The sequence below is a fragment of the Rhodoplanes elegans genome (assembly GCF_016653355.1).
In the GTDB taxonomy this organism is placed as follows: domain Bacteria; phylum Pseudomonadota; class Alphaproteobacteria; order Rhizobiales; family Xanthobacteraceae; genus Rhodoplanes; species Rhodoplanes elegans.
This window is the reverse complement of the sequence record NZ_NHSK01000143.1, coordinates 1-23,313: the sequence shown is the minus strand read 5'-3', so window position 1 is coordinate 23,313 and position 23,313 is coordinate 1. Positions and strand designations below refer to the sequence as shown.

General features: G+C 72.3%; 21 protein-coding genes and 2 riboswitches. Of the genes, 13 read left to right on the top strand and 8 right to left on the bottom strand.

Translation table 11 applies throughout. From position 1 onward, the window contains the following. Position 1 precedes the first annotated feature (1 nt). The gene (locus CCR97_RS17845; RefSeq protein ID WP_111357368.1) at positions 2-517 is read right to left on the bottom strand and encodes a bifunctional adenosylcobinamide kinase/adenosylcobinamide-phosphate guanylyltransferase; all 516 of its coding nucleotides are present in this window, start codon (positions 515-517) and stop codon (positions 2-4) included. Positions 518-688: 171 nt separating this feature from the next. Between CCR97_RS17845 and tcuA the strand changes: the two genes are divergently transcribed. Beyond that, on the top strand, positions 689-2,026 hold the full coding sequence (gene tcuA, locus CCR97_RS17840) for an FAD-dependent tricarballylate dehydrogenase TcuA (protein ID WP_111357369.1): 1,338 nt from the start codon (positions 689-691) through the stop codon (positions 2,024-2,026). After that, positions 2,013-3,134, top strand: a complete 1,122-nt coding sequence (gene tcuB / locus CCR97_RS17835; protein ID WP_245428846.1) for a tricarballylate utilization 4Fe-4S protein TcuB — start codon at positions 2,013-2,015, stop codon at positions 3,132-3,134. The genes tcuA and tcuB overlap by 14 nt, the downstream gene beginning before the upstream one ends. On the opposite strand, the gene CCR97_RS17830 is transcribed toward tcuB, so the two are convergent. Continuing rightward, positions 3,105-4,148: an aminotransferase class I/II-fold pyridoxal phosphate-dependent enzyme gene (locus tag CCR97_RS17830; RefSeq protein WP_111357370.1), complete on the bottom strand. Its 1,044-nt coding sequence runs from the start codon at positions 4,146-4,148 to the stop codon at positions 3,105-3,107. The genes tcuB and CCR97_RS17830 overlap by 30 nt on opposite strands. A 185-nt stretch (positions 4,149-4,333) precedes the next feature. Continuing rightward, positions 4,334-4,577: riboswitch (cobalamin riboswitch) on the top strand. 73 nt (positions 4,578-4,650) lie between these two features. Between CCR97_RS17830 and CCR97_RS17825 the strand changes: the two genes are divergently transcribed. From CCR97_RS17825 to CCR97_RS17810, 4 genes are read left to right on the top strand one after another with little or no spacing between them, the layout of a single operon-like run. Next, the gene (locus CCR97_RS17825; RefSeq protein WP_207199508.1) at positions 4,651-5,325 is read left to right on the top strand and encodes an energy-coupling factor ABC transporter permease; all 675 of its coding nucleotides are present in this window, start codon (positions 4,651-4,653) and stop codon (positions 5,323-5,325) included. Continuing rightward, positions 5,322-5,624, top strand: a complete 303-nt coding sequence (locus tag CCR97_RS17820) for an energy-coupling factor ABC transporter substrate-binding protein (protein ID WP_111357372.1) — start codon at positions 5,322-5,324, stop codon at positions 5,622-5,624. The genes CCR97_RS17825 and CCR97_RS17820 overlap by 4 nt, the downstream gene beginning before the upstream one ends. Continuing rightward, positions 5,608-6,339, top strand: a complete 732-nt coding sequence (gene cbiQ, locus CCR97_RS17815; RefSeq protein WP_111357373.1) for a cobalt ECF transporter T component CbiQ — start codon at positions 5,608-5,610, stop codon at positions 6,337-6,339. The genes CCR97_RS17820 and cbiQ overlap by 17 nt, the downstream gene beginning before the upstream one ends. Continuing rightward, positions 6,336-7,190, top strand: coding sequence for an energy-coupling factor ABC transporter ATP-binding protein (locus CCR97_RS17810; protein ID WP_201159719.1), 855 nt, complete (start codon positions 6,336-6,338; stop codon positions 7,188-7,190). Before cbiQ ends, CCR97_RS17810 begins: the two co-directional genes overlap by 4 nt. 234 nt (positions 7,191-7,424) lie before the next feature. Here the strand turns inward: CCR97_RS17810 and CCR97_RS17805 are convergent, their stop codons facing one another. Both CCR97_RS17805 and cobO read right to left on the bottom strand, forming a co-directional pair. Further along, positions 7,425-8,930: a cobyric acid synthase gene (locus CCR97_RS17805; RefSeq protein WP_111357637.1), complete on the bottom strand. Its 1,506-nt coding sequence runs from the start codon at positions 8,928-8,930 to the stop codon at positions 7,425-7,427. A gap of 160 nt (positions 8,931-9,090) precedes the next feature. Continuing rightward, positions 9,091-9,708, bottom strand: coding sequence for a cob(I)yrinic acid a,c-diamide adenosyltransferase (gene cobO, locus CCR97_RS17800; protein WP_111357638.1), 618 nt, complete (start codon positions 9,706-9,708; stop codon positions 9,091-9,093). Between the two features lie 120 nt (positions 9,709-9,828). Beyond that, positions 9,829-10,055, top strand: a riboswitch (cobalamin riboswitch). A gap of 107 nt (positions 10,056-10,162) precedes the next feature. On the opposite strand from cobO, the gene CCR97_RS17795 reads away from it, so the two are divergent. The 6 genes from CCR97_RS17795 (at position 10,163) to cobJ (ending at position 17,480) form a co-directional block, all read left to right on the top strand. Continuing rightward, complete coding sequence (locus CCR97_RS17795) at positions 10,163-10,576, top strand: DUF1636 family protein (RefSeq protein ID WP_111357646.1); 414 nt, start codon at positions 10,163-10,165, stop codon at positions 10,574-10,576. Between the two features lie 4 nt (positions 10,577-10,580). After that, on the top strand, positions 10,581-11,621 hold the full coding sequence (gene cobW, locus CCR97_RS17790) for a cobalamin biosynthesis protein CobW (RefSeq protein ID WP_111357639.1): 1,041 nt from the start codon (positions 10,581-10,583) through the stop codon (positions 11,619-11,621). Between the two features lie 3 nt (positions 11,622-11,624). After that, positions 11,625-14,933 (top strand): cobaltochelatase subunit CobN, encoded by a 3,309-nt coding sequence (gene cobN / locus CCR97_RS17785; RefSeq protein WP_111357640.1) that lies wholly within the window; start codon positions 11,625-11,627, stop codon positions 14,931-14,933. A gap of 144 nt (positions 14,934-15,077) precedes the next feature. Continuing rightward, on the top strand, positions 15,078-15,704 hold the full coding sequence (locus CCR97_RS17780) for a precorrin-8X methylmutase (RefSeq protein WP_111357641.1): 627 nt from the start codon (positions 15,078-15,080) through the stop codon (positions 15,702-15,704). A gap of 271 nt (positions 15,705-15,975) precedes the next feature. After that, positions 15,976-16,701, top strand: coding sequence for a precorrin-2 C(20)-methyltransferase (locus tag CCR97_RS17775; RefSeq protein WP_111357642.1), 726 nt, complete (start codon positions 15,976-15,978; stop codon positions 16,699-16,701). Further along, positions 16,698-17,480, top strand: coding sequence for a precorrin-3B C(17)-methyltransferase (gene cobJ / locus CCR97_RS17770; RefSeq protein WP_111357643.1), 783 nt, complete (start codon positions 16,698-16,700; stop codon positions 17,478-17,480). Before CCR97_RS17775 ends, cobJ begins: the two co-directional genes overlap by 4 nt. Here cobJ and CCR97_RS17765 read toward each other — a convergent pair. Together CCR97_RS17765 and CCR97_RS17760 are read right to left on the bottom strand one after the other, a co-directional pair. Then, positions 17,441-18,229: a cobalt-precorrin-6A reductase gene (locus CCR97_RS17765; protein ID WP_201159718.1), complete on the bottom strand. Its 789-nt coding sequence runs from the start codon at positions 18,227-18,229 to the stop codon at positions 17,441-17,443. The genes cobJ and CCR97_RS17765 overlap by 40 nt on opposite strands. Continuing rightward, the gene (locus tag CCR97_RS17760; protein ID WP_111357644.1) at positions 18,230-19,321 is read right to left on the bottom strand and encodes a cobalt-precorrin-5B (C(1))-methyltransferase; all 1,092 of its coding nucleotides are present in this window, start codon (positions 19,319-19,321) and stop codon (positions 18,230-18,232) included. It lies immediately after the preceding gene. Between the two features lie 70 nt (positions 19,322-19,391). On the opposite strand from CCR97_RS17760, the gene cobA reads away from it, so the two are divergent. Next, a complete protein-coding gene (gene cobA, locus CCR97_RS17755) occupies positions 19,392-20,168 on the top strand; it encodes a uroporphyrinogen-III C-methyltransferase (RefSeq protein WP_111357645.1) in 777 nt (258 codons plus the stop codon). Between the two features lie 210 nt (positions 20,169-20,378). Here cobA and CCR97_RS17750 read toward each other — a convergent pair whose 3' ends face one another. Both CCR97_RS17750 and CCR97_RS17745 read right to left on the bottom strand, forming a co-directional pair. Next, positions 20,379-21,641 (bottom strand): NAD(P)/FAD-dependent oxidoreductase, encoded by a 1,263-nt coding sequence (locus CCR97_RS17750; RefSeq protein WP_245429230.1) that lies wholly within the window; start codon positions 21,639-21,641, stop codon positions 20,379-20,381. A gap of 231 nt (positions 21,642-21,872) precedes the next feature. Continuing rightward, positions 21,873-23,141 carry an NAD(P)/FAD-dependent oxidoreductase gene (locus CCR97_RS17745; RefSeq protein WP_111360184.1) on the bottom strand — a complete coding sequence of 423 codons (1,269 nt, stop codon included), beginning with the start codon at positions 23,139-23,141 and terminating at the stop codon, positions 21,873-21,875. Positions 23,142-23,313: the final 172 nt, after the last annotated feature.

The following is a 23,313-nucleotide window of genomic DNA, read 5'->3' as shown; positions in this document are numbered from 1 at the left end:
GCTACTTCAGTCGCACCGGACAGCCGGCGACCATCAGCCAGGCTTCGGTCGCGGCTGCGGCGGTGCGTTGCCCCAGGAACCCGGCGAGGTCGCGGAACCGCCGCAGCGCCGGCTCCATCGGCACCGGGCTCCAGCCGATCTCGTCGCCGATGACGACGACCGGGCACGGCATCGCCCGGAACGCCTCGAGCTCGCGGCTCCACGCGTCGAGCGCCGCCTCGTCCTGGTCGAAGCGGTCGGCGAGCCACAGCACCAGGCTGTCGATCACCACGCCGGAAGGCGGCGGATCGAGCGCCGCCAGCGCCGCGGCGATCGAGGCCGGCGCCTCGAGGGTCCGCCAGGTCGCTGGCCGCTCGGCCTGATGGCGGCGCACCCGCTCGGCCATCTCGGCATCGGCCGGATCGCGCCGGTAGGTGGCGACGAACACCACGGCGTCGCCGAACCCCATCGCGAGGTCGACGGCGCGCCGGCTCTTGCCGCTGCGCACCGGCCCGGTGAGAAAGATCAGATCGCCCACGCGCGCCCCCGGCCCCTCGCCGGCGGACCCGGCCCTGAGCCGGGAACCACCGCCGGCCCGCCGCCCTTGATGCATGCCGTGAGGCGCCACGCAAGACGTCCGCCGGCAGGGCCGCGTTGACAGCCCGGCGAGCCGGTTCCTATGAGGGCGCCCGCGTGCCCTCGGAGAATCATGACCGACCTCACCCCCACCCGGTTCGACGTCCTGGTCGCCGGCGGGGCCGCGGCGGGCCTGTGCGCCGCCATCGCGGCCCGGCTCGCCGGTGCGTCGGTGCGGCTCGTCGAGGCGGCGCCGGAGGCACTCCGCGGCGGCAACACCCGGCACGCGCGGAACTTTCGGATCGCCCATGCCGGACCGGCGCCCTACGTGCCGGACAGCTACCGGCCGGAGGAGTTCCTCGCCGACCTCCTCCGCGTCACCGGCGGCGACACCGACGAACCGCTCGCCCGCACCCTGATCCGCGCCTCGGCCGGCATCGCGCCGTGGCTTCTCGCCGCCGGCGTGCGGCTGCAGGCGCTCGACCGCGGCGTGCTGCCCTACTCGCGCCGCACCGCCTTCCTGCTCGGCGGCGGCAAGGCGATGGTGAACGCCCTCTACGCCACCGCCGAGGCGCTCGGCGTCGTCGTCTCCTACGACACGACGCTCGTGGACCTGCGCCCGGACGACGGCGACTGCGCGGTCGTCCTCGACACGGCGGCGGGCCGCGAGTCGATGCTCTCCCGAGCCGTCGTGGTGGCGACCGGTGGGCATCAAGCGGATCTGGCACAACTCCGCGTCGATCTCGGGCCGGCGGCCGACCGGCTCGTCGTGCGCGGCTCGCAATACTGCACCGGGCACGGTCTCGATCTTCTGCTCGGGCTGGGCGCCGAGCCGGTCGGCGACCGGGCGAGCGCCCATCTGGTCGCGGTCGACGCACGCGGGCCGCGCTTCGACGGCGGCATCGTCACCCGCATGACCGGCATCCCGCACGGCATCGTCGTCGACCGCACGGGCCGGCGCCTCGCCGACGAGCGCGCCGACACGCGCCGCACCCACTACGCCCAGTGGGGACCGCGCATCGCCGCCTGTCCGGACCAGCTCGCCTATCTGATCGTCGACCAGGACGGACTGCGGCGCGTCGGGCCGACCGCGCTCGCCCCGGTCACGGCGCCCTCGGTCGCCGAGCTGGCGCGCCGGCTGGAGATCGATCCGGCATCGCTCGACGCGACGGTGCGGACCTTCAACGCCGAGGCGGCGGAGCGCGAGCCCGCGGTGCGGCCGCTCGCGGCGCTGCCGCTCGCCGCCTGGCCGCTGCTGCCCGGCCTCACCTTCACGCATTTCGGCGTCGCCGTGGACACCGGCATGCGGGTGCGGCTGCGTGGCGGACGGCGCAGCGAGCGGGTGTTCGCGGCCGGCACCACGATGGCGGCCAACGTGCTGCGCCACGGCTATCTGGCCGGGCTCGGGCTCACCCTCGCCGCCGTGTCGGGCCGGATCGCCGGCGAGGAGGCCGCCCGTGCCGCCGCGTGAGGTCGCCGAGGAGGCCGAGCGGGTGCTGCGGCTGTGCAGCGCCTGCATGTATTGCGACGGCGTCTGCGCCGTGTTCCCGGCGATCGCCGGCAAGGCGACCTTCTCGCTCACCGACGTCGCCCATGTCGCCAATCTCTGCCACGCCTGCCGCGGCTGCTGGCACGCCTGCCAATACGCGCCGCCGCACCCCTTCGCCATCAACGTGCCGCAGACGCTCGCGGCCGCCCGTCGCCACACGTACGCGGACTTCGCCCGGCCGCGCTGGCTCGCCGGCGCGTTCGGGCGGCACGCCTGGATGCCCGCGGCCGTGGTGGGCGCCGTCACGGTCGCGGCGCTTCTCCTGGTCGTCCTAACGGTGCCGCGTGAAACGCTGTTCGGGGTGCATCGCGGCGGCGGGGCGTTCTATCGGGTCGTGCCGTGGGGCGTGATGACGACGGCAGCCGGCCTGTCGTTCCTGTGGGCCGTGGCGGCCATGACGGCGTCGACGGTGGCGTTCTGGCGGGCGATCGCGCCGCCGGTCTCCGCCCGGGTCGTCAAGCGGGCGCTCTGGCCGGCCTTCGTCGATGTCGTGACGCTGAGCAATCTCGGCGGCGGCGGCGCCGGCTGCAACGACGTCGACGGCCGTTTTTCACGCGAGCGGCGCATCGCCCATCACGTGATGGTCGGCGGCTTCGCGCTGACGATCCTGTCAACGGTTTCGGCGGCGCTCTGGCATCACGTCGCCGACGCGCCGGCGCCCTACCCGGTCTTCAGCCTTCCGGTGCTCGCCGGCACGCTCGGCGGCGTCGCGATGCTGGTCGGCATCGGCGGGCTCATGTCGGTCGAGGTGCGGACCGACACGACGGCGACCGAGGCCCAGGAGACGCGGCTGAACCTGATCTTCCTGGTGCTGCTCGGGCTCGTCGCGGCGAGCGGCCTCGCCGTGCTGGCGCTACGCGAGACAATGCTGATGGGCGTCACGCTGACGCTCCATCTCGGCCTCGTCACCGGGTTCTTCCTGGTGCTGCCGGCCAGCAAGATGATGCACGCGCCCTACCGAGCGGCGGCGCTGCTGCGCGCCGCCATCGACCGGATCGCCTCACCGCCCCGGCGCAGCGGCGGCGAGTGAGCGGCAGGCGGCGGCGAGCCGCGCGAAGGCCGGCTCGTCGGCCGGCAAGCCGAAGCGATAGCGGTTCGGGGTGTGCGGGAAGCCGCGCACCAGAATGCCGGCATGCGCGAAGGCGTCGACGAGATCGCGGCCCGGCGGGCCTTCGGCGAGGACGAACAGATCGGTGCCGCCGAGGATGCGCAGGCCGCCGCTCACCAGCATTCCCTCGAGCCGGGCGCGGTCGGCGGCGAGCCGCGCCCGCATCGTCGCCGCCCAGGCGGTGTCGAGGAGCGCCGCCGCCGCGATCGCACAGGCCGGGCCCGACACCGGCCAGTCGCCGAGCCGCCGCCGCCACGGCATCGCGGCCCGCTCCGCCACCGCGACGAAACCGACCCGCAGCCCGGCGAGCCCGTAAAACTTGCCGAGCGAGCGCAGCACCAGGACGCCGTCCGGCAGCCGCTCGGCGGCGAGCAGCGACAGCTCGGGCGCGACGTCGGCGAAGGCCTCGTCGACGATCAGCTTGCGGCCGGTCGCCGTCCACGCCTCGGCGAAACCGAGGAGTTCTGCGCGCGAAACACTCGCGCCGTCCGGATTGTTCGGGTTGACCAGCACGACGACGTCCAGGTCGCGGGCCGCCGGGTCCGGCAGCGCCGGCAGCGGCCGCACCGTGGCGCCGGTCTCCTCCCAGGCGGCGGCGTGCGAGGAGTAGGTGCGGCCGACGACCCCGACCCGCGCCCGGGATCCCAGAATCACCGGCAGCAGCCGGATGGCGAGCTCGCTGCCCGGCACCGGCAGCAGCGCCGTGCCGGCCGGGCGGCCGTAGGCCGCCGCGGCGGCGTCGGTCAGCCGGTCGATGTCGCGCCCGAGCGGCAGCCGGCGATACGCTTCCGGATCGACCGCCGGCACCGGATAGGCGTGCGGGTTGATGCCGGTCGACAGGTCGATCCACGGGGTCGGCGCCTCCGGATAGAGTCGCTCCGCCTCGTCGACACGCCCGCCGTGCCCGCGCAGGATCGCCTCGTTCCTCGGCTGCATCGGTCTGCCCAATCGGTCGCCTCAGATCGACATCCCCACCGGCCGCGCGCCTGTGTTCGGCGACGGCCGACGAGGTCCGCGTGGGCTTAGCCCGGCGCCCGGTCCGGCGCAATCGGCCCCCCCGGGGGCTGCCGGTCCGGGCGAAACCGGATGGGGCCGTGCTTGCGCCGGAACCCGCCGTGCGCCTAATGTCGCCGCGATGGTTCTTCGCGCCGTCGGTCCGGCGCGAGGTGAAAAGGGAATGCGGTGCGGCGCCCGCGGGCGCTCAGGCCGCAACTGCCCCCGCAACTGTAAGCGGTGAGGTTTTCGCGCGGGTTCGTCACTGGCCGCAGTCTCCCCCTCCGAATAGGGACTGCACGACGGCCGGGAAGACGGCGCGGAAGCCGCCGAGCCGCGAGTCAGGAGACCTGCCATCAGGTGGCGTGCGCCATGTTCCCGGGCGGGGTGTTCCGGGGCCTGTTCGAGCGCACGCGCAGCCGACGGGAGGGTTCGCGTGCATATCATGGAAGGCTATCTGCCGGTCGGGCACGCGGCCGGCTGGTTCGCGGTGTCCGCGCCCTTCGTGATCGCCGGAGCGGTCCGGATGCGGCGCATCCTGCGGGACGAGCCGCAGACCAAGATGATGCTCGCCGCGGCCGGCGCCTTCACGTTCGTCATGTCGGCCCTGAAGATCCCGAGCGTCACGGGCTCGTGCTCGCATCCGACCGGCACCGGGCTCGGCGCCATCCTGTTCGGCCCCGCCGTCATGGCGGTGCTCGGCACGATCGTTCTCGTCTTCCAGGCGCTGCTGCTCGCTCATGGCGGCCTGACGACGCTCGGCGCCAACGTGTTCTCGATGGCCATCGTCGGGCCGTGGGTGAGCTGGTCGGTGTGGCGGCTGGCGAGCAGGCTCGGCATCGGCGCGAGTGTCGCAGTGTTCTGCGCCGCCATGCTGGGCGACCTCTCCACCTATCTCACGACCTCGGTGCAGCTCGCGCTCGCCTACCCGGACGCGAGCTCGGGCGTGCTCGGCGCCGTGGCGAAGTTCGGCGGCATCTTCGCCGTCACCCAGATCCCGCTGGCGATCGCCGAAGGTCTCCTGACCGTGGTGGTGATCAACGCGCTCGAAGCCTCGCCGAATCTCCTCGGCGGATTGCGCGACGGCGTGCGCGGGCTGGCCGGGGGGACCGAGCGATGATCTCCAAGCGATCCTCGTGGCTCCTCGTCGCCCTCGCGGCCGCCATCGTCGCCGCGCCCCTCCTCCTGCCGGGCATCGAGGGCGAGTTCAAGGGCACGGACGATCAGGCGGTGAGCGCCATCGTCGAGGCGCGCCCCGGCTACGAGCCGTGGTTCAAGCCGCTGTGGACGCCGCCCAACGGCGAGATCCAGAGCCTGCTGTTCGCCCTGCAGGCGGCGCTCGGCGCCGGCGTGCTCGGCTATGTGATCGGCCGAAGGCACGGCCGATCGTCCGCGTCCGACGATGTCACCCGTCGATAGGGCGGCCCACCTCAACCGCTGGCGATCGCGGTCGCTGACCGAAAAATCCGTCCTGGCCTTCGGCATGATGGCGCTCGCCCTCGCCTTTCCGCCGTTTCCGGTCGCCCCGGTGGTCGCCGGCGTGATGACGGCGGCGACGCTGGTCGGCGCGCGGGTGCCGGCCCGGACCTGGCTCGCCTGCGTGGCGGCACCGTTCGGCTTCCTGCTGGTCGGATCGCTGTCGCTCGCGCTGCAGGTGGGCGACGGCGGCCTCGGCCTCGCACCGGACGGGCTGGCGACCGCAGCCGGAGCGACGGCGCGCGCGCTCGCCGGCGTGACGGCGCTTCTGTTCCTCGCCCTGACGACCCCTGCGACAGACCTGGTCGCCGGCGCACGCCGTCTCGGCCTGCCCGGCGAGATCGCCGAGATCGCCCTTCTGATGTACCGCTTCCTGTTTCTCCTCGGAGCGACCGCGCTGGCCATGGACACGGCCCAGGCGGCACGGCTCGGCCATGCCGGCGCCGGGCGGCGGCTGCGCTCGCTCGGCGTGCTGATCGCCAATCTCTTGCCGCGGTCGCTCGACCGCGCGCGCCGGCTGGAGATCGGCCTCGCGGCACGCGGCTGGACCGGCGAGATGCGGGTGCTGTCGCGCGACGCCGCCGTGTCCTGGCCGGCGTTGGCGGTCGTCCTCACCATCGAGGCCGGTGTCGCCGGATTGGGGTTTTGGGCGCGGTGACCCTGCTCGAAGCGCAAGGCCTGACCTACGCCTATCGGGACGGCGGTCCGGCCCTGTCGGACCTTGATCTCGTCGTGCGGCGCGGGCGCCGCCTCGCCATTCTCGGACCCAACGGCGCCGGCAAGACGACGCTGCTCCTCCACCTCAACGGCACGCTGCGGCCGCAGCGCGGCCGGGTGCTGCTCGACGGCGCACCGGCCGGGTACGGGCGCGCCGACCTCAATGCGTGGCGCCGCCGCGTCGGGCTGGTGCTGCAGGACGCCGACGATCAGCTGTTCGCCGCCTCGGTCGAGGAGGACGTGTCGTTCGGGCCGCTCAATCTCGGTCTCGCCGACGACGAGGTGCGCCGCCGCGTCGCCGATGCCCTCCTGGTGATGGGCATCGCCGAGCTCGCCGCGCGGCCGACCCACATGCTCTCGTTCGGCCAGAAGAAGCGCGTCGCGATCGCCGGCGCCGTCGCGATGCGGCCCGAGGTGCTGCTGCTCGACGAGCCGACCGCGGGCCTCGACCGCGCCGGCCTCGACGGCCTCCTGGCCGCGCTGCAGGCGTTGCACGCCGACGGGGCGACGCTGGTGTTCGCGACCCACGACGTCGACCTCGCCTACCGGCTCGCCGACGACGTCGCGCTGTTCGCCGGCGGCAAGGTGCTCCGCCAAGGTCTCGCCGAGGACGTGCTCGCAGATCGCGCCGCCATGGCGGCCGCCGGGATCGAGCCGCCGTTTCTCCTCACCCTCGGACTCGCGGCCCGCGACGCCGGGCATCTCGGCGCGACCGACCCGCTGCCGAAGACCCGCGACGCGGCGCTGTCGCTCGTCGCACGGAGCTGGGGGAAGAGCCGGGCGGGGTCGTGAAAGCCACCTGACCGAGGTCTCGTGTCCCGGGCGCGGCGCGACGCGCCGCGAACCGGGACCCAGGGGCGATCAGGTGCAGCACCCATCGTGCGGCCCCTGGGCCCCGGATCTGCGGCGCATCAGGCCTACGGCCTGCCGCGCCTTGTCCGGGCCACGAGGCCGAGCACCGGGAGAATCGTTTCATCCCTCCGGATGCCTGATGCGCTGTCGCAAGGAAGAGCGGGCGCGGCCGCGTCAGCGCGCGAGGCCGAGTAGAGCCTCGATGTCCACGTGCGCCTCGAGATGCGCCGCGAGCGCATCGAGCGTCTCGTCGACCATCGCCTCGAAGGCGAGGCCGCCCTGCTCCGCCACCGGCGCACCGAGGCGGGCGAGCCAGGCGGCACGCTGGCGGTCGTCGGCGAAGAACCCGTGGACGTAGGTTCCGGCGACGCGGCCGTCCGGCGAGACGCCGCCGTCGTCGCGGCCGCCATCCTGCGCGTCGCCCTGCGGATCGTCGAGCCGCACCAGCGGCCGCGCTATGCCGGGTCCGGTGGTGCGGCCCATGTGCATCTCGTAGCCCTCGAGCGGCACGCCGTCGGCGACGGTGTGGCCCGTCACGGCGACCAGCGACTTGTCGCCCGTCAGCGTCGTGATCACGTCGAGAAGGCCGAGCCCCGGCGCCGTGCCGGGCGGGCCCTCGACGCCGTCCGGATCGGCGATTTCGCGGCCGAGCATCTGATAGCCGCCGCACAGGCCGAGCACCCGGCCGCCGCGACGGACGTGAGCCAGAATGTCGATGTCCCAGCCGACCGCGCGCAGCGCCGCGAGATCCCGGATGGTCGTCTTGGCGCCGGGTAGGATCACGAGGTCGGTGTCGGCCGGCAGCGGCGCGCCGTTCCTCAGCAGCACGAGATCGACGGCGGGCTCCAGCCGCAGCGGGTCGAGGTCGTCGAAGTTGGAGATCGACGGCAGCACCGGCACGGCGATGCGGACCTTTCCTGTTTTCGCGGCAGGCGCGGTCGCGGTCCCGGCGTCGAGCCCGTAAATGTCCTCGGCGGGCAGGCGGTGGGCGTCATAGAAATGCGGCACCAGGCCGAGCGGCGCCCATCCGGTCTTTTTAGCGATGACCGCCATGCCGGCGGCGAACAGCGATGGGTCGCCGCGCATCTTGTTGACGAGAAAGCCGCGGATCAGCGCGGCATCCTCGGGCTCGACGACGGCGGCGGTGCCGACGAGACTCGCGATCACGCCGCCGCGGTCGATATCGCCGATCAGCACCACGGGCACGTCGGCGGCGCGGGCGAAGCCCATGTTGGCGATGTCGTTCGCCCGCAGGTTCACCTCGGAGGCGGAGCCCGCCCCCTCCACCAGCACGATGTCGGCGTCGCCGCGCAGGCGTGAAAAACTGTCCAGAACATGCGGCAGCAGCGCGGCTTTTCGCGACTGGTAGTCCTTTGCCCGGGCGGTCCCGAACACCCGGCCCTGGACGACGATCTGAGCACCGGTCTCGCTCTGCGGCTTCAAAAGCACCGGGTTCATGTGCACCGACGGCGCGACCCGCGCGGCGCGCGCCTGCAGGGCCTGGGCGCGGCCGATCTCGCCGCCGTCGGCCGTCACGGCCGCGTTGTTCGACATGTTCTGCGGCTTGAACGGCCGCACCCGCAGCCCGCGATGGGTCAGCAGCCGGGCGAGCCCGGCGACGATCAACGACTTGCCGACGTCCGAGCCGGTGCCCTGAAACATGAGGGTGCGGGCGGTCATGCTCGTCTCGCCGGTCGCGCGTCCGCCCCGTCATTGCGGGACGGCGCGAAGCGCCGGACCCCGGATCCAGTCCCGAGCATTCCGGTCGCGGCTGGTTTCCGGGTTCGCGCCTTCGGCGCGCCCCGGAATGACCATCGGCATTCCACTCGCCCCGCCACCCTCAATACTCGATCCCGGCCTGGGTCTTCACGCCGGCCTTGAAGTGGTGCTTGACCATCGTCATGTCGGTGACGAGGTCGGCGGCCTCGACCAGGGCCGGCTTGGCGTTGCGGCCCGTGACGGCGACGTGGAGATCGCGGCGGCGCGCCGCGAGCGTCGCCACCACCTCCTCGACCGGCAGGTAGTCGTAACGCAGCGCGATGTTGAGCTCGTCGAGAATCACCAGGCCGAACGCCGGGTCGGTCATCAGCGCCTTGGCGGTGTCCCAGGCGCCCCGGCAGGCGGCCATGTCGCGCGCCTTGTCCTGGGTCTCCCAGGTGAATCCCTCGCCCGCCGTGTGCCAGACGACGCGGTCGCCGAACACCGCCAGCGCCGTCTTCTCGCCGGTCGGCCGGCTCTTGATGAACTGGACGACGCCGACCCGTCCGCCGTGGCCGAGCACCCGCAGCGCCAGCCCGAAGGCGGCCGTCGACTTGCCTTTTCCAGTGCCGGTATGGACGAGCAGGAGCCCCTTCTCGACCGTCTTCGAGGCGATCTCGGCGTCCTGCAGGGCCTTGCGCTTCTCCATTTTTACGCGGTGGCGCGCAGCCTCGTCGGTCTCGGTCTCTGGGGTGGTCATGAGCGTCCTCGTCGGGGGTGGGCGACAGGACCACAGGGCGTCCGCTCGGGCAACCGCCGGATTGACAGGGCGGCACTTCCGCCGCACAGATCCTCGCGCCGACGGTGTCCCGCCCGCCGGGACGTTTTCGCATGTCGCGAAACGTCTTGCGGGTCGGACAAGAGGGAATACCGGGGGCGGCGATCCGGCACACCCGCGAGACGGGCGACCGGGTCGGTGCCGTGCCGGAGCTGCCCCCGCAACTGTGAGCGGCGAGCCTGCACCGAAGCCACTGGGGCGAGCCCTCGGGAAGGCGGTGCCGGCAGCGACCCGCGAGCCAGGAGACCTGCCGTCGCCTGCTACTGACGCCGTTCCGGGCGGGGTGTTCCGGAGCGAATGTCGGCCGAACGGAGTGCAGGTCCGCTCGCCGCACGTCTCGGAGGACACCCGTCCTCCGTCCGTCGACGAGCGATTCATGACCCCCGTGGAGCCTTCGGCCCCGACCCCGAATCCGCCTGCCCCTGTGAACCTGCATGTCTGCGTCACCTGTCGGCTCTCCGCCGACGAGGAGGTGCGGTCGGGCCGCCTCCTCCACGACGCCCTGGTCGCCGCCCAGCAGCGCGTCGGCGCGCCGGACGTGACGATCGTGCCGGCCGAGTGCCTGTCGAACTGCAACCGCGCCTGCACGGTCGCCGTCGCGGGCCCCGGCCGCTGGAGCTACGTCTACGGCGGCCTCGCGCCCGACCAGGCCGACGCCATCCTGGCCAGCGCCGCCCGCTACGCCGCGACCGCCGACGGGCTGGTGCCCTGGCGCGAGCGCCCGGAGATCCTCCGCAAGGGCGTGGTCGCTCGCGTCCCGCCGCTGCCCGCCGTCCCGCAGGAGCGTTGAAAACATGTCGCTCGAAAAAATCCCCGTCACCATCGTCACGGGCTTTTTGGGGGCCGGCAAGACCAGCCTGGTTCGGCACCTGATGGAGAATCCGGGCGGCCGCCGGCTCGCCGTGCTGGTCAACGAGTTCGGCGACGTCGGTATCGACGGCGACATCCTGAAAGGTTGCGCCGACCCGAGCTGCCCGGAGGATGCGATCGTCGAACTCACCAACGGCTGCCTGTGTTGCACCGTGGCCGACGAGTTCGTGCCGACCATCCAGGCCCTGCTGGCGCGGCCGCAGCCGCCCGAGCACATCCTCATCGAGACCTCGGGCCTCGCGCTGCCCAAGCCGCTCCTCAAGGCCTTCGAGTGGCCCGATCTGCGCACCCGCATCACGGTCGACGGGGTGATCGCGGTCGCCGACGCCGAGGCCGTGGCGGACGGCCGCTTCGCGCCCGACCTCGCCGCCGTGACGGCGCAGCGCGCCGCCGACGAGACGATCGACCACGACACGCCGCTCGGCGAGGTGTTCGAGGATCAAGTCGCCTGTGCCGACATCGTCATCCTCAACAAGATCGACCTGGTCGACACGCAGGCGCTGGCCGCCGCGCGGGACACCGTGCAGGCCGAGATGCCGCGCAAAATTCCGGTGATCGAGACGCAGGAGGGCCGCGTCGATCCGCGTGTCGTGCTCGGCCTCGGCGCCGCCGCGGAGGATGATCTCGCCGCCCGCCCGAGCCATCACGAGGAGCACGGCGAGCACGATCACGACGACTTCGAGACCATCGTGGTGACGCTGCCGGATCATGCCGCCATCCCCGAGGTGGTGGCCAAGGTCGAGGCGATCGCCCGCGACCACGGGGTGCTGCGCGCCAAGGGCTATGTCGCGGTGCGCGGCAAGCCGATGCGGCTCCTGGTGCAGGGCGTCGGCACGCGGGTGCGGGCGCAGTTCGACCGGCCATGGGCGGCCGACGAGCCGCGCGTCTCGCGTCTCGTCGTCATCGGCCAGAAGGGCTTCGACCACGCCGCCGTGACGGCGGCCCTGCAGGGCGAGCCGGCTTGACCCATGCACATCCTGTTCCGCGAGACGCACGGGCTCGAGGAGGCGGCGACGGCCGAGGATCTCGGCCACGCGCCGGCCGATCTCGTCGTCCTGTCGTTCGCGGACAGCGACCTCGGCGCCTTCGCGGCCGGCTGGCGGGCCGGACGCGACGATCTGCCGAGCCTGCGACTCGCCAATCTGGCGCGGCTCCAGCATCCGCTCTCGGTCGATCTCTACATCGAGAAGACGCTGTCGCACGCCAAAGGCATCCTGATCAGACTCTTGGGGGGGCTCGACTACTGGCGCTACGGCGTCGAGGAGGTGCGGGCCGCGGCGGCGCGGAACAACATCGCGCTGGCCATCATCCCCGGCGACGGCCGCGCCGACCCGCGGCTCGACGAGGCCTCCAACGTGCCCGTGTCGACGCTGCGCCGCCTGCAGACGCTGTGCGACACCGGTGGGGCGCGCGCCGCGCAGGGCGCGCTGGCCCAGCTCGCGCTCGCCTCGGGCCTGTGGGCCGTGCCGCTCCTCGGCGTGCGCGCCCTGCCCCGCCACGGTTTCTTCCCCGGCGATCTCTCGGCGTGTCCGGTCGACGCGCGGAACGATGTCGACGCGCCGCGCGCGCTCGTCGTGTTCTATCGCGCGATCCTGGCGGCAGCCGACACGGCGCCCGTCGAGGCGCTGATGGCGGCGCTGACCGCGCGCGGCGTGACGCCGGTCGGCGTCTTCGTCGGCAGCCTGAAGGAGCCGGAGACGCGGGCCTGGCTTCGTGATCAGCTCGCCCGCATCAGGCCCGACGTGATCGTCAACGCCACCGCCTTCTCGGCCCGCGACGCCGACGGCGGACCGTTCGACGCGGCCGACGCGCCGGTGCTGCAAGTGGCGCTCGCGGGATCATCTCAGAACGCCTGGGCGACGTCGGAGCGCGGGCTGTCGCCGTCCGACCTCGCCATCCATGTGGTGCTGCCCGAGGTCGACGGCCGCGTCTTCTCCGGCGTCGTCTCGTTCAAGGAGCCCGAGCCGCTCGACCCGGATCTCGGCTTCGCCCGCGTCGTGCATGCGCCGCACGGCGAGCGCGTCGCCGCCGTCGCGGCGCGTGCGCAAGCGTTGGCCCGGCTGCGCCGCACGGCCCGCGGCGACCGCACGCTCACGCTGGTGCTGTCGGCCTATCCGGGCCGCGACGACCAGATCGCCCACGCGGTCGGGCTCGACGCGCCGGAAAGCGCGGTCGCGGCTCTCTCCATGCTGGCCGACGCCGGATACGCGGTGGCGGATGCGCCTCCTGATCACGCGGCGCTGATCACGCGCCTGCTGGCGGAAGAGGTCTCCTGGCCCCTCGCGGACTACGAGGCGGCGCTGGCGGAACTCGATCCCGCGCTTCGCGACGATCTGGTCGCGCAGTGGGGCGCGCCTCACGACGACCCTTCGGTGCGCGACGGCAAGTTTCACTTCAGGGCGATCCGCTGCGGCAACCTCATCGTCGCGGCGCAGCCCGAGCGCGGCAGCCGCGCCGCGCGGGCGGTCGAGTATCACGATGCCCGCCGCGCCCCGCGGCACGGCTTCGTCGCCTTCCATCTGTGGCTCCGGCACGTCTGCCGCATCGATGCGCTGGTCCACATGGGGGCGCACGGCACGCTCGAATGGCTGCCCGGAAAGTCGGTCGCGCTCTCGGGCGCGTGCTGGCCGGACGTGCTGCTCGGGCCGACGCCGGTGGTGTATCCGTTCATCGTCAACGATCCGGGCGAGGCGGCGACGGCGAAGCGCCGGCTCGGCGCCGTCACGATCGGCCACATGACGCCGCCGCAGCGGCAGAGCACCGTGCCGGAGCGCCTGCACACGGTCGAGCGGCTGCTCGACGAGTACTCCAATGCCGACGGTCTCGATCCGCGCCGCCGCGAGCGGCTGGCGAAAGATATCGTCGCGGCCGCCAAGGAGACCGGTCTCGACCACGACACCGGCATCACCGACGACACGAGCCCGCAGGAGGCGGTGACGAAGCTCGACGCCTTCGTGTGCGACGTGAAGGCGACGCAGTTCGCCGACGGCCTGCACGTGTTCGGCCGCGTCCCGGTGGTGCCCGACGACGCTCTGTCGGCCAACGTGCCGTTCGATGTCTGCGCGCGAGCCGAGCAGACGAGCCTGCTCGCGGCGCTCGACGGCTGTGCCGTGGCGCCCGGTCCGGCCGGCTCGCCGTGGCGCGGGCGGCGCGACGTGTTGCCGACCGGCCGCAATCTCTTCACGGTCGACCCGCGCGCGGTGCCGAGCCGCGCCGCCACCGACCAGGGCGCCCGCCTCGCCGACGCGCTGCTGACGCGCCATCTGCAGGATCACGGCGAGTATCCGGGCTCCGTGGTGGTTGATCTGTGGGGCTCGGCGACCATGCGCACGGCCGGCGAGGAGCTCGCCATGGCGCTGCGCTTGATGGGCGTGGTGCCGACCTGGGACACCACCTCCGACCGCGTCTCCGGCTTCGAGGTGCTCACGTTGGCGCAGCTCGGGCGCCCACGCATAAACGTGACGCTGCGCATCTCCGGGCTGTTCCGCGACGTGTTCCCGAGCCTGCCGGTGCTGTTCGAGCAGGCGGTCGCCGCCCTCGCGGCCCGCGACGAGCCGGCCGACGAGAACCCGTTCCGGACCACGGGTGGCCCGAGGGTCTTCGGCCCGGCGCCGGGCGCCTACGGGGTCGGCGTCGCCGAGACCGTCGACGATCTCACGCCCGAGAGCGTGGCGGCCGCGGCCGAGGCTTGGCTCGCCGGCAGCGCCCATGCCTATGGCCGCGGCGACGGCGTCCTCGCGCGTGACGCGCTGGAAGGGCAGGTCGCGGCGGCCGACGCCTTCGTGCACACCCAGGACCTGCCCGAGACCGACCTGCTGATGGCGCCCGACTACGCGGCGCACGAGGCGGGCTTCGCGGCGGCCGCAAAAACGCTCGGCGCGAGTCCCGCCCTCTATCACGCCGATTCGGCGCGCGCCGAGAGCCCACGCATGCGCACGCTGCGGGAAGAGATCGCCCGCGTGGTGCGGGCGCGCGCCACCAACCGGACCTGGATCTGCGGGCAGATGCGGCACGGGTTCCGCGGCGCCGCCGAGATCGCCTGGACGCTCGACCAGATGGCGCTGTTCGCGCATCTCGCCCAGGCAGTGCCGCCGCATCACTTCGACCTCTATTACGACGCGACGCTCGGCGACGAGGAGGTGCGCGACTTCCTCGACAGCGCCAACCCGCGCGCCGCCGAGGCGATGCGCCGGCGCTTCCGCCAGCTCGTCACGGCCGGCCACTGGACCACCCGGCGCAACAGCGTCATCGACGCGATCGCGGACGACGGTCGATGATGCGAGACCTGATCACGACTTCACCAGTCATTCCGGGACGGCCCGGAGGGCCGGACCCGGAATCCAGCCACGACCTCCGACGTCGCGGCTGGATTCCGGGTTCGCACCTTCGGTGCGCCCCGGAATGACGACAAAGGCTTGTGCATGACCCTCGTCTACGAGAAGGACGGAGCGGCGATCTATCGCCGCTCGTTTGCGATCATCCGGGCCGAGGCCGACCTCGCCCGCTTCGCGCCCGAGGAGGAGAAGGTCGCGGTGCGGGTGATCCATGCGAGCGGCATGGTCGAGGTCGCGGCCGATCTCGTCTTCTCGCCGGGCGCCGCGGCGGCAGCGCGGGCCGCGCTGCGGGCCGGCGCGCCGATCTTCTGCGACGCCCAGATGGTGGCGCACGGCGTCACCCGGGCGCGGCTGCCGGCCGACAACGACGTGATCTGCACGCTCTCCGATCCGGCCGTGCCGTTGCTGGCCGACAAGCTCGGCACCACCCGCACGGCCGCCGCCATGGAGCTGTGGCGCGAGCGGCTGGGCGGTTCGGTCGTGGCGATCGGCAACGCGCCGACGGCGCTGTTCCGGCTGCTGGAGATGCTGGACGACGGCGCCGCGATGCCGGCCGCCGTCATCGGCATGCCGGTCGGCTTCGTCGGCGCGGCGGAGTCGAAGGAGGCGCTGCTCGCCGACGGCCGCGTGCCCAGCATGATCGTGCGCGGCCGCAAGGGCGGCAGCGCCATGACGGCCGCCGCCGTCAACGCGCTGGCGAGCGACCGGGAATGACGATGATCGTTATCTCGAGTCACGTCCCTGCCGGACTCCTCTCGATGCACGGCGCCTCAACTCCCTCTCGCTGCTTGCGCGGCGCCTGCGCTCCCTCTCCCCGCGCGCGCGGAGAGGGTCGGGGTGAGGGGGCGCCTCGTGGATACGGAGACGACCCCTCACCCGAATTCCGCGCGTGCCGCGCGAAATTCGACCTCTCCCCGCACGCGGGGAGAGGTGACGGCGCCTCTATCGCCTCCGAAGGGACCACTGTCGCCGGGGAGCGTCGCCGATGACCGCCACCGTCTACGGCGTCGGGCTCGGCCCCGGCAATCCCGAGCTGATCAGCGTCAAGGCCGACCGGCTGGTGCGCGGCGCCGCTGTCGTCGCCTATTTCTGCAAGGCCGGGCGGACCAGCAACGCTCGCACCATTGCGGCGGGGCTCCTGGCCCCCGACGTGACCGAGATCGCGATGGCGTATCCGGTCACGACCGAGATCGCCTTCAAGGACCCGGCCTACAACGCCGCCCTGAAGGACTTTTATCAGGACTGCGTTGCCCGTCTGACCGCGTACACGGATCAGGGCCGTGACGTGATCGTGCTGTGCGAGGGCGACCCGTTCCTCTACGGCTCGTTCATGCATCTGCACACGCGCCTCGCCGGCCGCGTGCCCGTTGTCGTCGTCCCCGGCATCCCCGGCATGGCCGGCTGCTGGACCGCGACGGGTGCGCCGATCACCTGGGGCGACGATATTCTCACGGTGCTGCCCGCGACGCTCGACGAGCCGACGCTCGTCGACCGCATGGGCCGGGCCGACGCGCTCGTGATCATGAAGCTGGGAAAAAACCTCCCAAAAGTGCGGCGGGCGCTGACGACCGCCGGCCTGATCGACCGCGCCGTCTATGTCGAGCGCGGCACCATGGCGGGCGAGACGGTGCTGCGCCTCGCCGACAAGCCGGACGATGCCGCGCCCTACTTCTCGATGGTGCTGGTGCACGGCCAAGGGCGGCGGCCATGAGCGACGCCTCGTCCTCGGGCTCGCTGGTCGTCGTCGGCCTCGGCCCCGGCGACCCACGCCTGACCACGCCGGACGTGACGGACGCGCTCGCCGCCGCGACCGACCTGATCGGCTACGGCCCCTACATCGCCCGCGTGCCCGACCGGCCCGGGCTGACGAAGCACGGCTCCGACAACCGCGAGGAGATCGACCGCGCCCGCCACGCGCTGACGCTCGCGGGCGCCGGGCGGCGCGTCGTCGTCGTCTCGTCGGGCGATCCCGGCGTGTTCGCCATGGCGGCGGCCGTCCTCGAGGCGGTCGAGCACGGCGATCCCGGCTGGCGCGAGCTCGACCTGCGGGTGCTGCCCGGCGTAACGGCGATGACGGCGGCGGCGGCGCGGGCCGGCGCGCCGCTCGGCCACGATTTTTGCGCCATCAACCTCTCGGACAATCTGAAGCCCTGGGCCTTGGTCGAGAAGCGCCTGCGGCTCGCCGCCGAGGCCGACTTCGTCATCGCGCTCTACAATCCGGTGTCGAAGGCGCGGCCGCATCAGCTCGGCCAGGCGCTCGACATCCTGCGCCCGCTGCGCCCGCCGACGACGCCCGTGATCTTCGCCACCGCGGTGAGCGCCGAGGCCGAAAAGATCGACACGGTGCCGCTCGCCGACGCCGTAGCTTCGCGCGCCGACATGCGCACGCTCGTCATCGTCGGCTCGTCGCAGACCCGGCTGATCACGCGGGAACGCGGCCCGGCCCTCGTCTACACGCCGCGCTCGGCGCCGGCGGAGAGCGCGTCGTGAACGCTCCCGCCGGCGAGCCACGCCAGCATGGCCGCGACGGTGTCGACCGCCGGTCGCTTCGGAACGTGCGGCCGCCGCACCATCACGACCGGCAGCCCGAGGCTTCGCGCCGCGATGATTTTCGCGACGGCCGCCGTGCCGCCGGCGTTCTTCGACACCACCAGCTCGCTGCCGTGCTCGACCATCAGCGCGCGGTCGCCGTCGACGTCGAACGGCCCGCGCGCCACCACCACGGTGACGTTCGGCAGCGGCAGTTTTTCACGCGGCGCATCGACCAGGCGGACCAGATAATGGTGCTGCGGCTTCTTCACGAAGGCGTCGAGATGCAGCCGGCCGATGCCGAGGAAGACGCGGCGTGGCACGTCGCCGACCGCGGCGACCGCCTCCTCCAGCGTGTCGACCTCGATCCAGCGGTCGCCCGCCTCCGGCCGCCACGGCGCCCGCTCCAGCGCGACCAGCGGAACACTCGTCGCCGCGCAAGCCGCGACGGCGTTGCCGCTCATCTGCGCCGCGAACGGATGCGTCGCGTCGACCACACGGTCGATCTTTTCGGCGCGCAGATAGTCGATCAGCCCCGGCACGCCGCCGAAGCCGCCGACCCGCCAGGGCACCGGCACGGCGAGCGGGCTCTCGGTGCGCCCCGCATAGGACAGCACGGCATCGATCTCGGGCGCGTTCGCCAGTGCCTCGGCCAGCCGCCGCGCCTCCGTGGTGCCGCCGAGGATCAGAACCTTCTGCCGGGCCGTCATCTATCCCCTCACCACCGGCGTGCGGGCGAGCAGCGCGCCTGTGCGGCCGAACACCACGACGTCGAGGCCGACGTTCGTGCCGCGCAGCAGCGCCGCGCCGGTCGCGACCGCGCGCGCCGCGACCACGGCGGCGATGTCGATGCCCTCGGCCTGCGTTCGCTGCAGGACCTCGAGCGCCGTGTTCGCTTCCGGGATCGCCTCGACCAACGCGCGCGACGCGCCCGCCTCGCCGGCGAGCCGGGCGAGGTGAGAAAGATCGACCTCGCCCGCACGCGAGTGGAGATCGAGGAGCCCCTGCGAAAACTTGGTCATCTTAGCGAAGCCGCCCGCGACGGTGACGCGCTCGACCGGGTGCAGCCGCACGTATTTCAACAGGCCGCCGACGAAGTCGCCCATGTCGATCAGCCCGATCTCGGGCAGGCCGTCGAGCGCCGCGATGGCGGCCTCGGAGGTCGATCCCGTCGCGCCGGCGATGTGCGACAGGCCCGCGGCGCGGGCGACGTCGACGCCGCGATGAATCGCGTGGATCCACGCCGCGCAGGAGAACGGCACCACGATCCCGGTGGTGCCGAGGATCGACAGGCCGCCGACGATGCCGAGCCGCGGGTTGAGCGTCTTCTGCGCGAGGGCTTCGCCGTTCGGGACCGAGATCACGACCTCGATGTCGCCGGCCGCGCCGGTGACGGCGCACACCTCGGCGATCGCGGCGCGGATCATAGCGCGCGGCACCGGATTGATGGCCGGCTCGCCGACCGCGACCGGCAGGCCCGGCCGCGTCACGGTGCCGACCCCCTCGCCTGCCCGGAACGTCACGCCGGTGCCCGGCGCACCCGGCCGGACCGTCGCGACGACGACGGCGCCATGCGTCACGTCGGGATCGTCGCCCGCGTCCTTCACCACGCCGGCCCGGGCGAAACCCTCGCCCGTCTCGCCGAAAGCGAGCGAAAAGCTCGGCCTCTGGCCGCCCGGCAGCGTCACGGTGACGGGGTCCGGCAAATGGCCGGTCACCAGCGCCTCGACGGCGGCGCGCGTCGCCGCGGTCGCGCAGGTGCCCGTGGTCCAGCCGGGCCGCAGCGGCTTCTCTTCGCTCATGCGCGCGACTATAGGCGGGCCGCCGCATCCTGTCAGGACTGCCGCCAGAACTGCCGCCAGGACTGCTTAGATGACTGACGATCCCGATCACCATGCCTCCGCGGGCCACATCGCCCTGGTCGGGGCCGGACCGGGCGACCCGGATCTGCTGACGCTGCGTGCCGTCGATCGCCTGCGCGCCGCCGACGTGGTGCTCTACGACGATCTCGGCAGCGCCGGCGCCCTCGTCCATGCGCGCGAGGACGCCGAGCTGATCTCGGTGGGAAAGCGCGCCGGTCAGCACGCGCCCAAGCAGACCGAGGTGAGCCGGCTGATGGTCGCCTATGCGCGGCTCGGAAAGCGGGTGGTGCGGCTGAAGTCGGGCGACCCAGCGATCTTCTCGCGCGCCGACGAGGAGATCACGGCGGCCCGCGAGGCAGGCCTCGCCATCGAGATGGTGCCGGGCGTCACCTCGGCGACGGCGGCGGCCGCCCATCTCGGCACGGCGCTGACCAAGCGGCTGGTCGCGCGGCGCGTGCAGTTCATCACGGCGCACGAGGTGACGGGCGGCCTGCCCGACGACCTCGACCTCTCGGCGCTTGCAGACCCGGCGGCGACGACCTGCGTGTTCATGGGCAAGGCGACGTTCCCGGCGCTCGCCGACAAGCTTCTTGCCCACGGCCTGTCACCCGACACGCCGGCCGCCGTGGTGGAGAGCCTGGGGAGCGATCCGAAGACCATGACCGGCACGATCGCAACGATCGCGGCGCGCCTGCGCGAAAACCCGCCGACCGGAGCGTGCATGATTCTGTACGGGGCGGCACTGGCGGGGGTGATGGCGAAAGCGGAAACAACCGACCGATCCTGATCAGCTCCGGACGGTAGAGCAATTACAACTTCTCCCGCGAGGAAGCCTCGCAGAATTGCCTGGTCGCCCCGGGGCGGCGCGAAAGCGCCGAGCCCGGGATCCATACCCGCTGTCTTTCGCGAGCCATCTCTTTCGTGAGCCATCATCGCCGGGCGTATGGATCCCGGGCTCGCGGACCTGCAGTCCGCGCCCCGGGATGACCGGAATCTGTCACCCGAACATGTCGGTCGTCATGCCGCGATACCAGCCGACCGCCTCCTTGGCCTGCTTTTCGCGCAACTCTGCGGATTCGTCGCGCTGTGACGTGTAGGGGTCGAGCATCACGATCTTGCCGTCGCGCGGCTCGTAGCGGGCGCCGTTCTTGATCGCGTCGTCGGGCGCGATGGTGCTCCAGCAGTGGTTGGTGAAGCGTACCGGCAAGAGCCGCCCGCCGAGCAGCTCGTGGCGGACGATCATTGCGGTGTTCTTCGCCTCGTTGTTGGCGGCGAAGCCCGACTTCGGAAAGTCGCCGCCGATCGCGGCGTCGCCTATCACATGGATGTTTGCATCGACGAGCGACTTCATGGTCCCGGCATCGACCGGGCACCAGCCGGTCTCGTCGGTGAGGCCGGCGTCGCGGCCGAGGCGGCCCGCCTGCTGGGGCGGGATGACGTTGACCAGCGCCGCCTTGTGGGTCTCGAGGTCGGTCGTCACGGTCATGGACTTGGGATCGACGGACTTGATGCCGCCGTGCATCTTGGGGTCCTGCCACTCGATGACGCCGGGATAGTGCCGCTCCCAGCCGTCCTCGAACAGCGGCTGCATGGTGAAGTGGTCCTTGGCGTCGAGGATGACGATGCGGACGTCCTTGACGCCGCGTCGCTTCAGCGCCAGCGCCATCATCGAGGCGCGCTCGTAGGGCGCCGGCGGGCAACGATAGGGCGTCGGCGGCGCGATGATGACGATCAGGCCGCCGTCCTCGACCGCGTCGAGCCGGCGCTTGAGCAGCAGGAGCTGGTCGCCGCCCCGCCACGCGTGCGGCATGCGCTCCGCCGCCTCGGCCGAATAGCCCGGCACGTCGGCATACCGGAAGTCGATGCCGGGGGAGATGATCAGGCGGTCGTAGGGAATCTCCGACCCGTCGGCGAGGCGCAGGCGCTTCGCCGTGCGCGCGATGCCGGCGACCCGCTCGAACACCAGCTTGACGCCGCGCCCGGCGAGATTGTCGTAGCCGAAGACGAGCTGCTCGTAGGGCTTGAGCCCGGCGAGGAACTGGTTCGACGTGAACGGCGTAACGAACTGGCGATTCTGCTCGACCAGCGTCACGTCGAGCTCGGCGCCGGTCGAGACCAGATACTTGGCCGCCGTCGCGCCGCCCGCGCCGCCGCCGACCACGACGACGTGCGGCTTCACCTGGGCGATGGCGGGCGCGGCGAGCGCCGGTGCCGCCAGGGCGCCCGCCGTCCCGCGCAAAAAGATTCGTCGGTCGATCACGGCCAGTCCTCTCACCTCCCGCTCTCCTCATGGTGAGGAGCGGACCGCAGGTCCGCGTCTCGAACCATGTGGCCACCACGAGCCGGCATCAGCCGACTTGTGCAGGTCCGAACGCCGAAACCGGGCGGGTGCGATTTCGGTGGTGGCCGCCCCCGCCCTTCGAGACGCGACCTGCGGTCGCTCCTCAGGACGAGGGCGGAACGACCGCGACGCCGAAGCGGTGGTTCCGCCTCACCCGAAGATGTCGGCGACGATGCCCTTGTACCAGCCCATGTTCTCCTCGCTGGTCTGGCGGCGCTCGTCCTTGCCCTCGCCGGTCTTGGAGACGAAGCCCTCGACCTCGGCGATGGCGCCGTCCTTGGCCTCGTAACGACCGCCGATCTTGACCGTGTCGTCGGGCGCGATGATCGACCAGCAGGTGTTGGAATAGCGCGCCGGGAAGGTGCGGGAGCCGGCGAGCTCGCCGCGCACCGCCATCGCCACCACCTTGGCCTGGCTGTTGGCCGCGAAGGCCGACTTCGGCATCGCCCCGGCGATCGAGGCGTCGCCGAGCACGAAGATGTTCGGGTCGTTTGCCGACTTCATGTTGGTCGGGTCGATCGGGCAGTAGCCGGTGGCGTTGGCGAGCCCCGCGTCACGGGCGATCTTGCCGGCCATCTGCTTGGGGATCACGTTGACGAGGTCGGCCTTGATGCTCTCGAGATCGGTGACGACCGTCATGGTCTTCGGGTCGACGCTCTTGAGCCCGCCATGCATCTTCGGGTCCATCCACTCGACCATGCCCGGGTAGTGGTTCTGCCATCCCTCCTGGAACAGCGCCATCTTGGAGAAGCGGTCCTTCGGGTCGATCACCACGATGCGCGACTTGGTGTGGCCCTTCTTCTTGAGGACGGCCGCCATGCAGGAGACGCGCTCGTAGGGTCCGGGCGGGCAGCGATACGGGTTCGGCGGCGCGATCATCACGATGGTGGCGCCGTCCTGCAGCGTGTCGAGCTGCTTCTTCAGGAGCTGGGTCTGCGGGCCGGCCTTCCAGGCGTGCGGCATCACCTCGGCGGCCGCCTCGGACCAGCCGGGAACCGAGCCGAAGTCGAGATCGATGCCGGGCGCGACGACGAGGCGGTCGTAGGGCAGCACGTTGCCGTCGGCGAGGCGCACCTCCTTCTTGTCGCGATCGATCGCGGCGGCCGCCTGGTCGACCTTCTTCACGCCGGCGGCGGCGAGATTGTAGTCGTGCGCGATCGAGTCCCACGGCCGGTAGTCGCCGAGATAGAGGTTCGAATGGAAGCAGGTGATGAACTTCTTGGCCGGCTCGACCAGCGTCACGTCGATGGCGCCGTTCGAATCCTTGGCGACATAGCGCGCCACGGTCGCGCCGGCCGGCCCACCGCCGACCACGACGAGGCGCGGCTTCGCCTGCGCGCGCAGCACGGCAGGCATGGCGATCACGCCGGCGCCCGCCAGCAGCGCGGTGGAGAAATGACGTCGCGTCATGGAAATCATGATGTCCTCCCTGGAATTCCGATTCTGGCCCAGACTCCGGGTCTCGTTCCCCCGGCGCCGGGGAGTGTTCGTCGCACTCGGCGGCCGCGTCTCTCTCCCTCTCCCCGCGTGCGGGGAGAGGGTCGGGGTGAGGGGGCGCCTCCGACCAGCAGAGACTCGCGGCGGCGCCCCC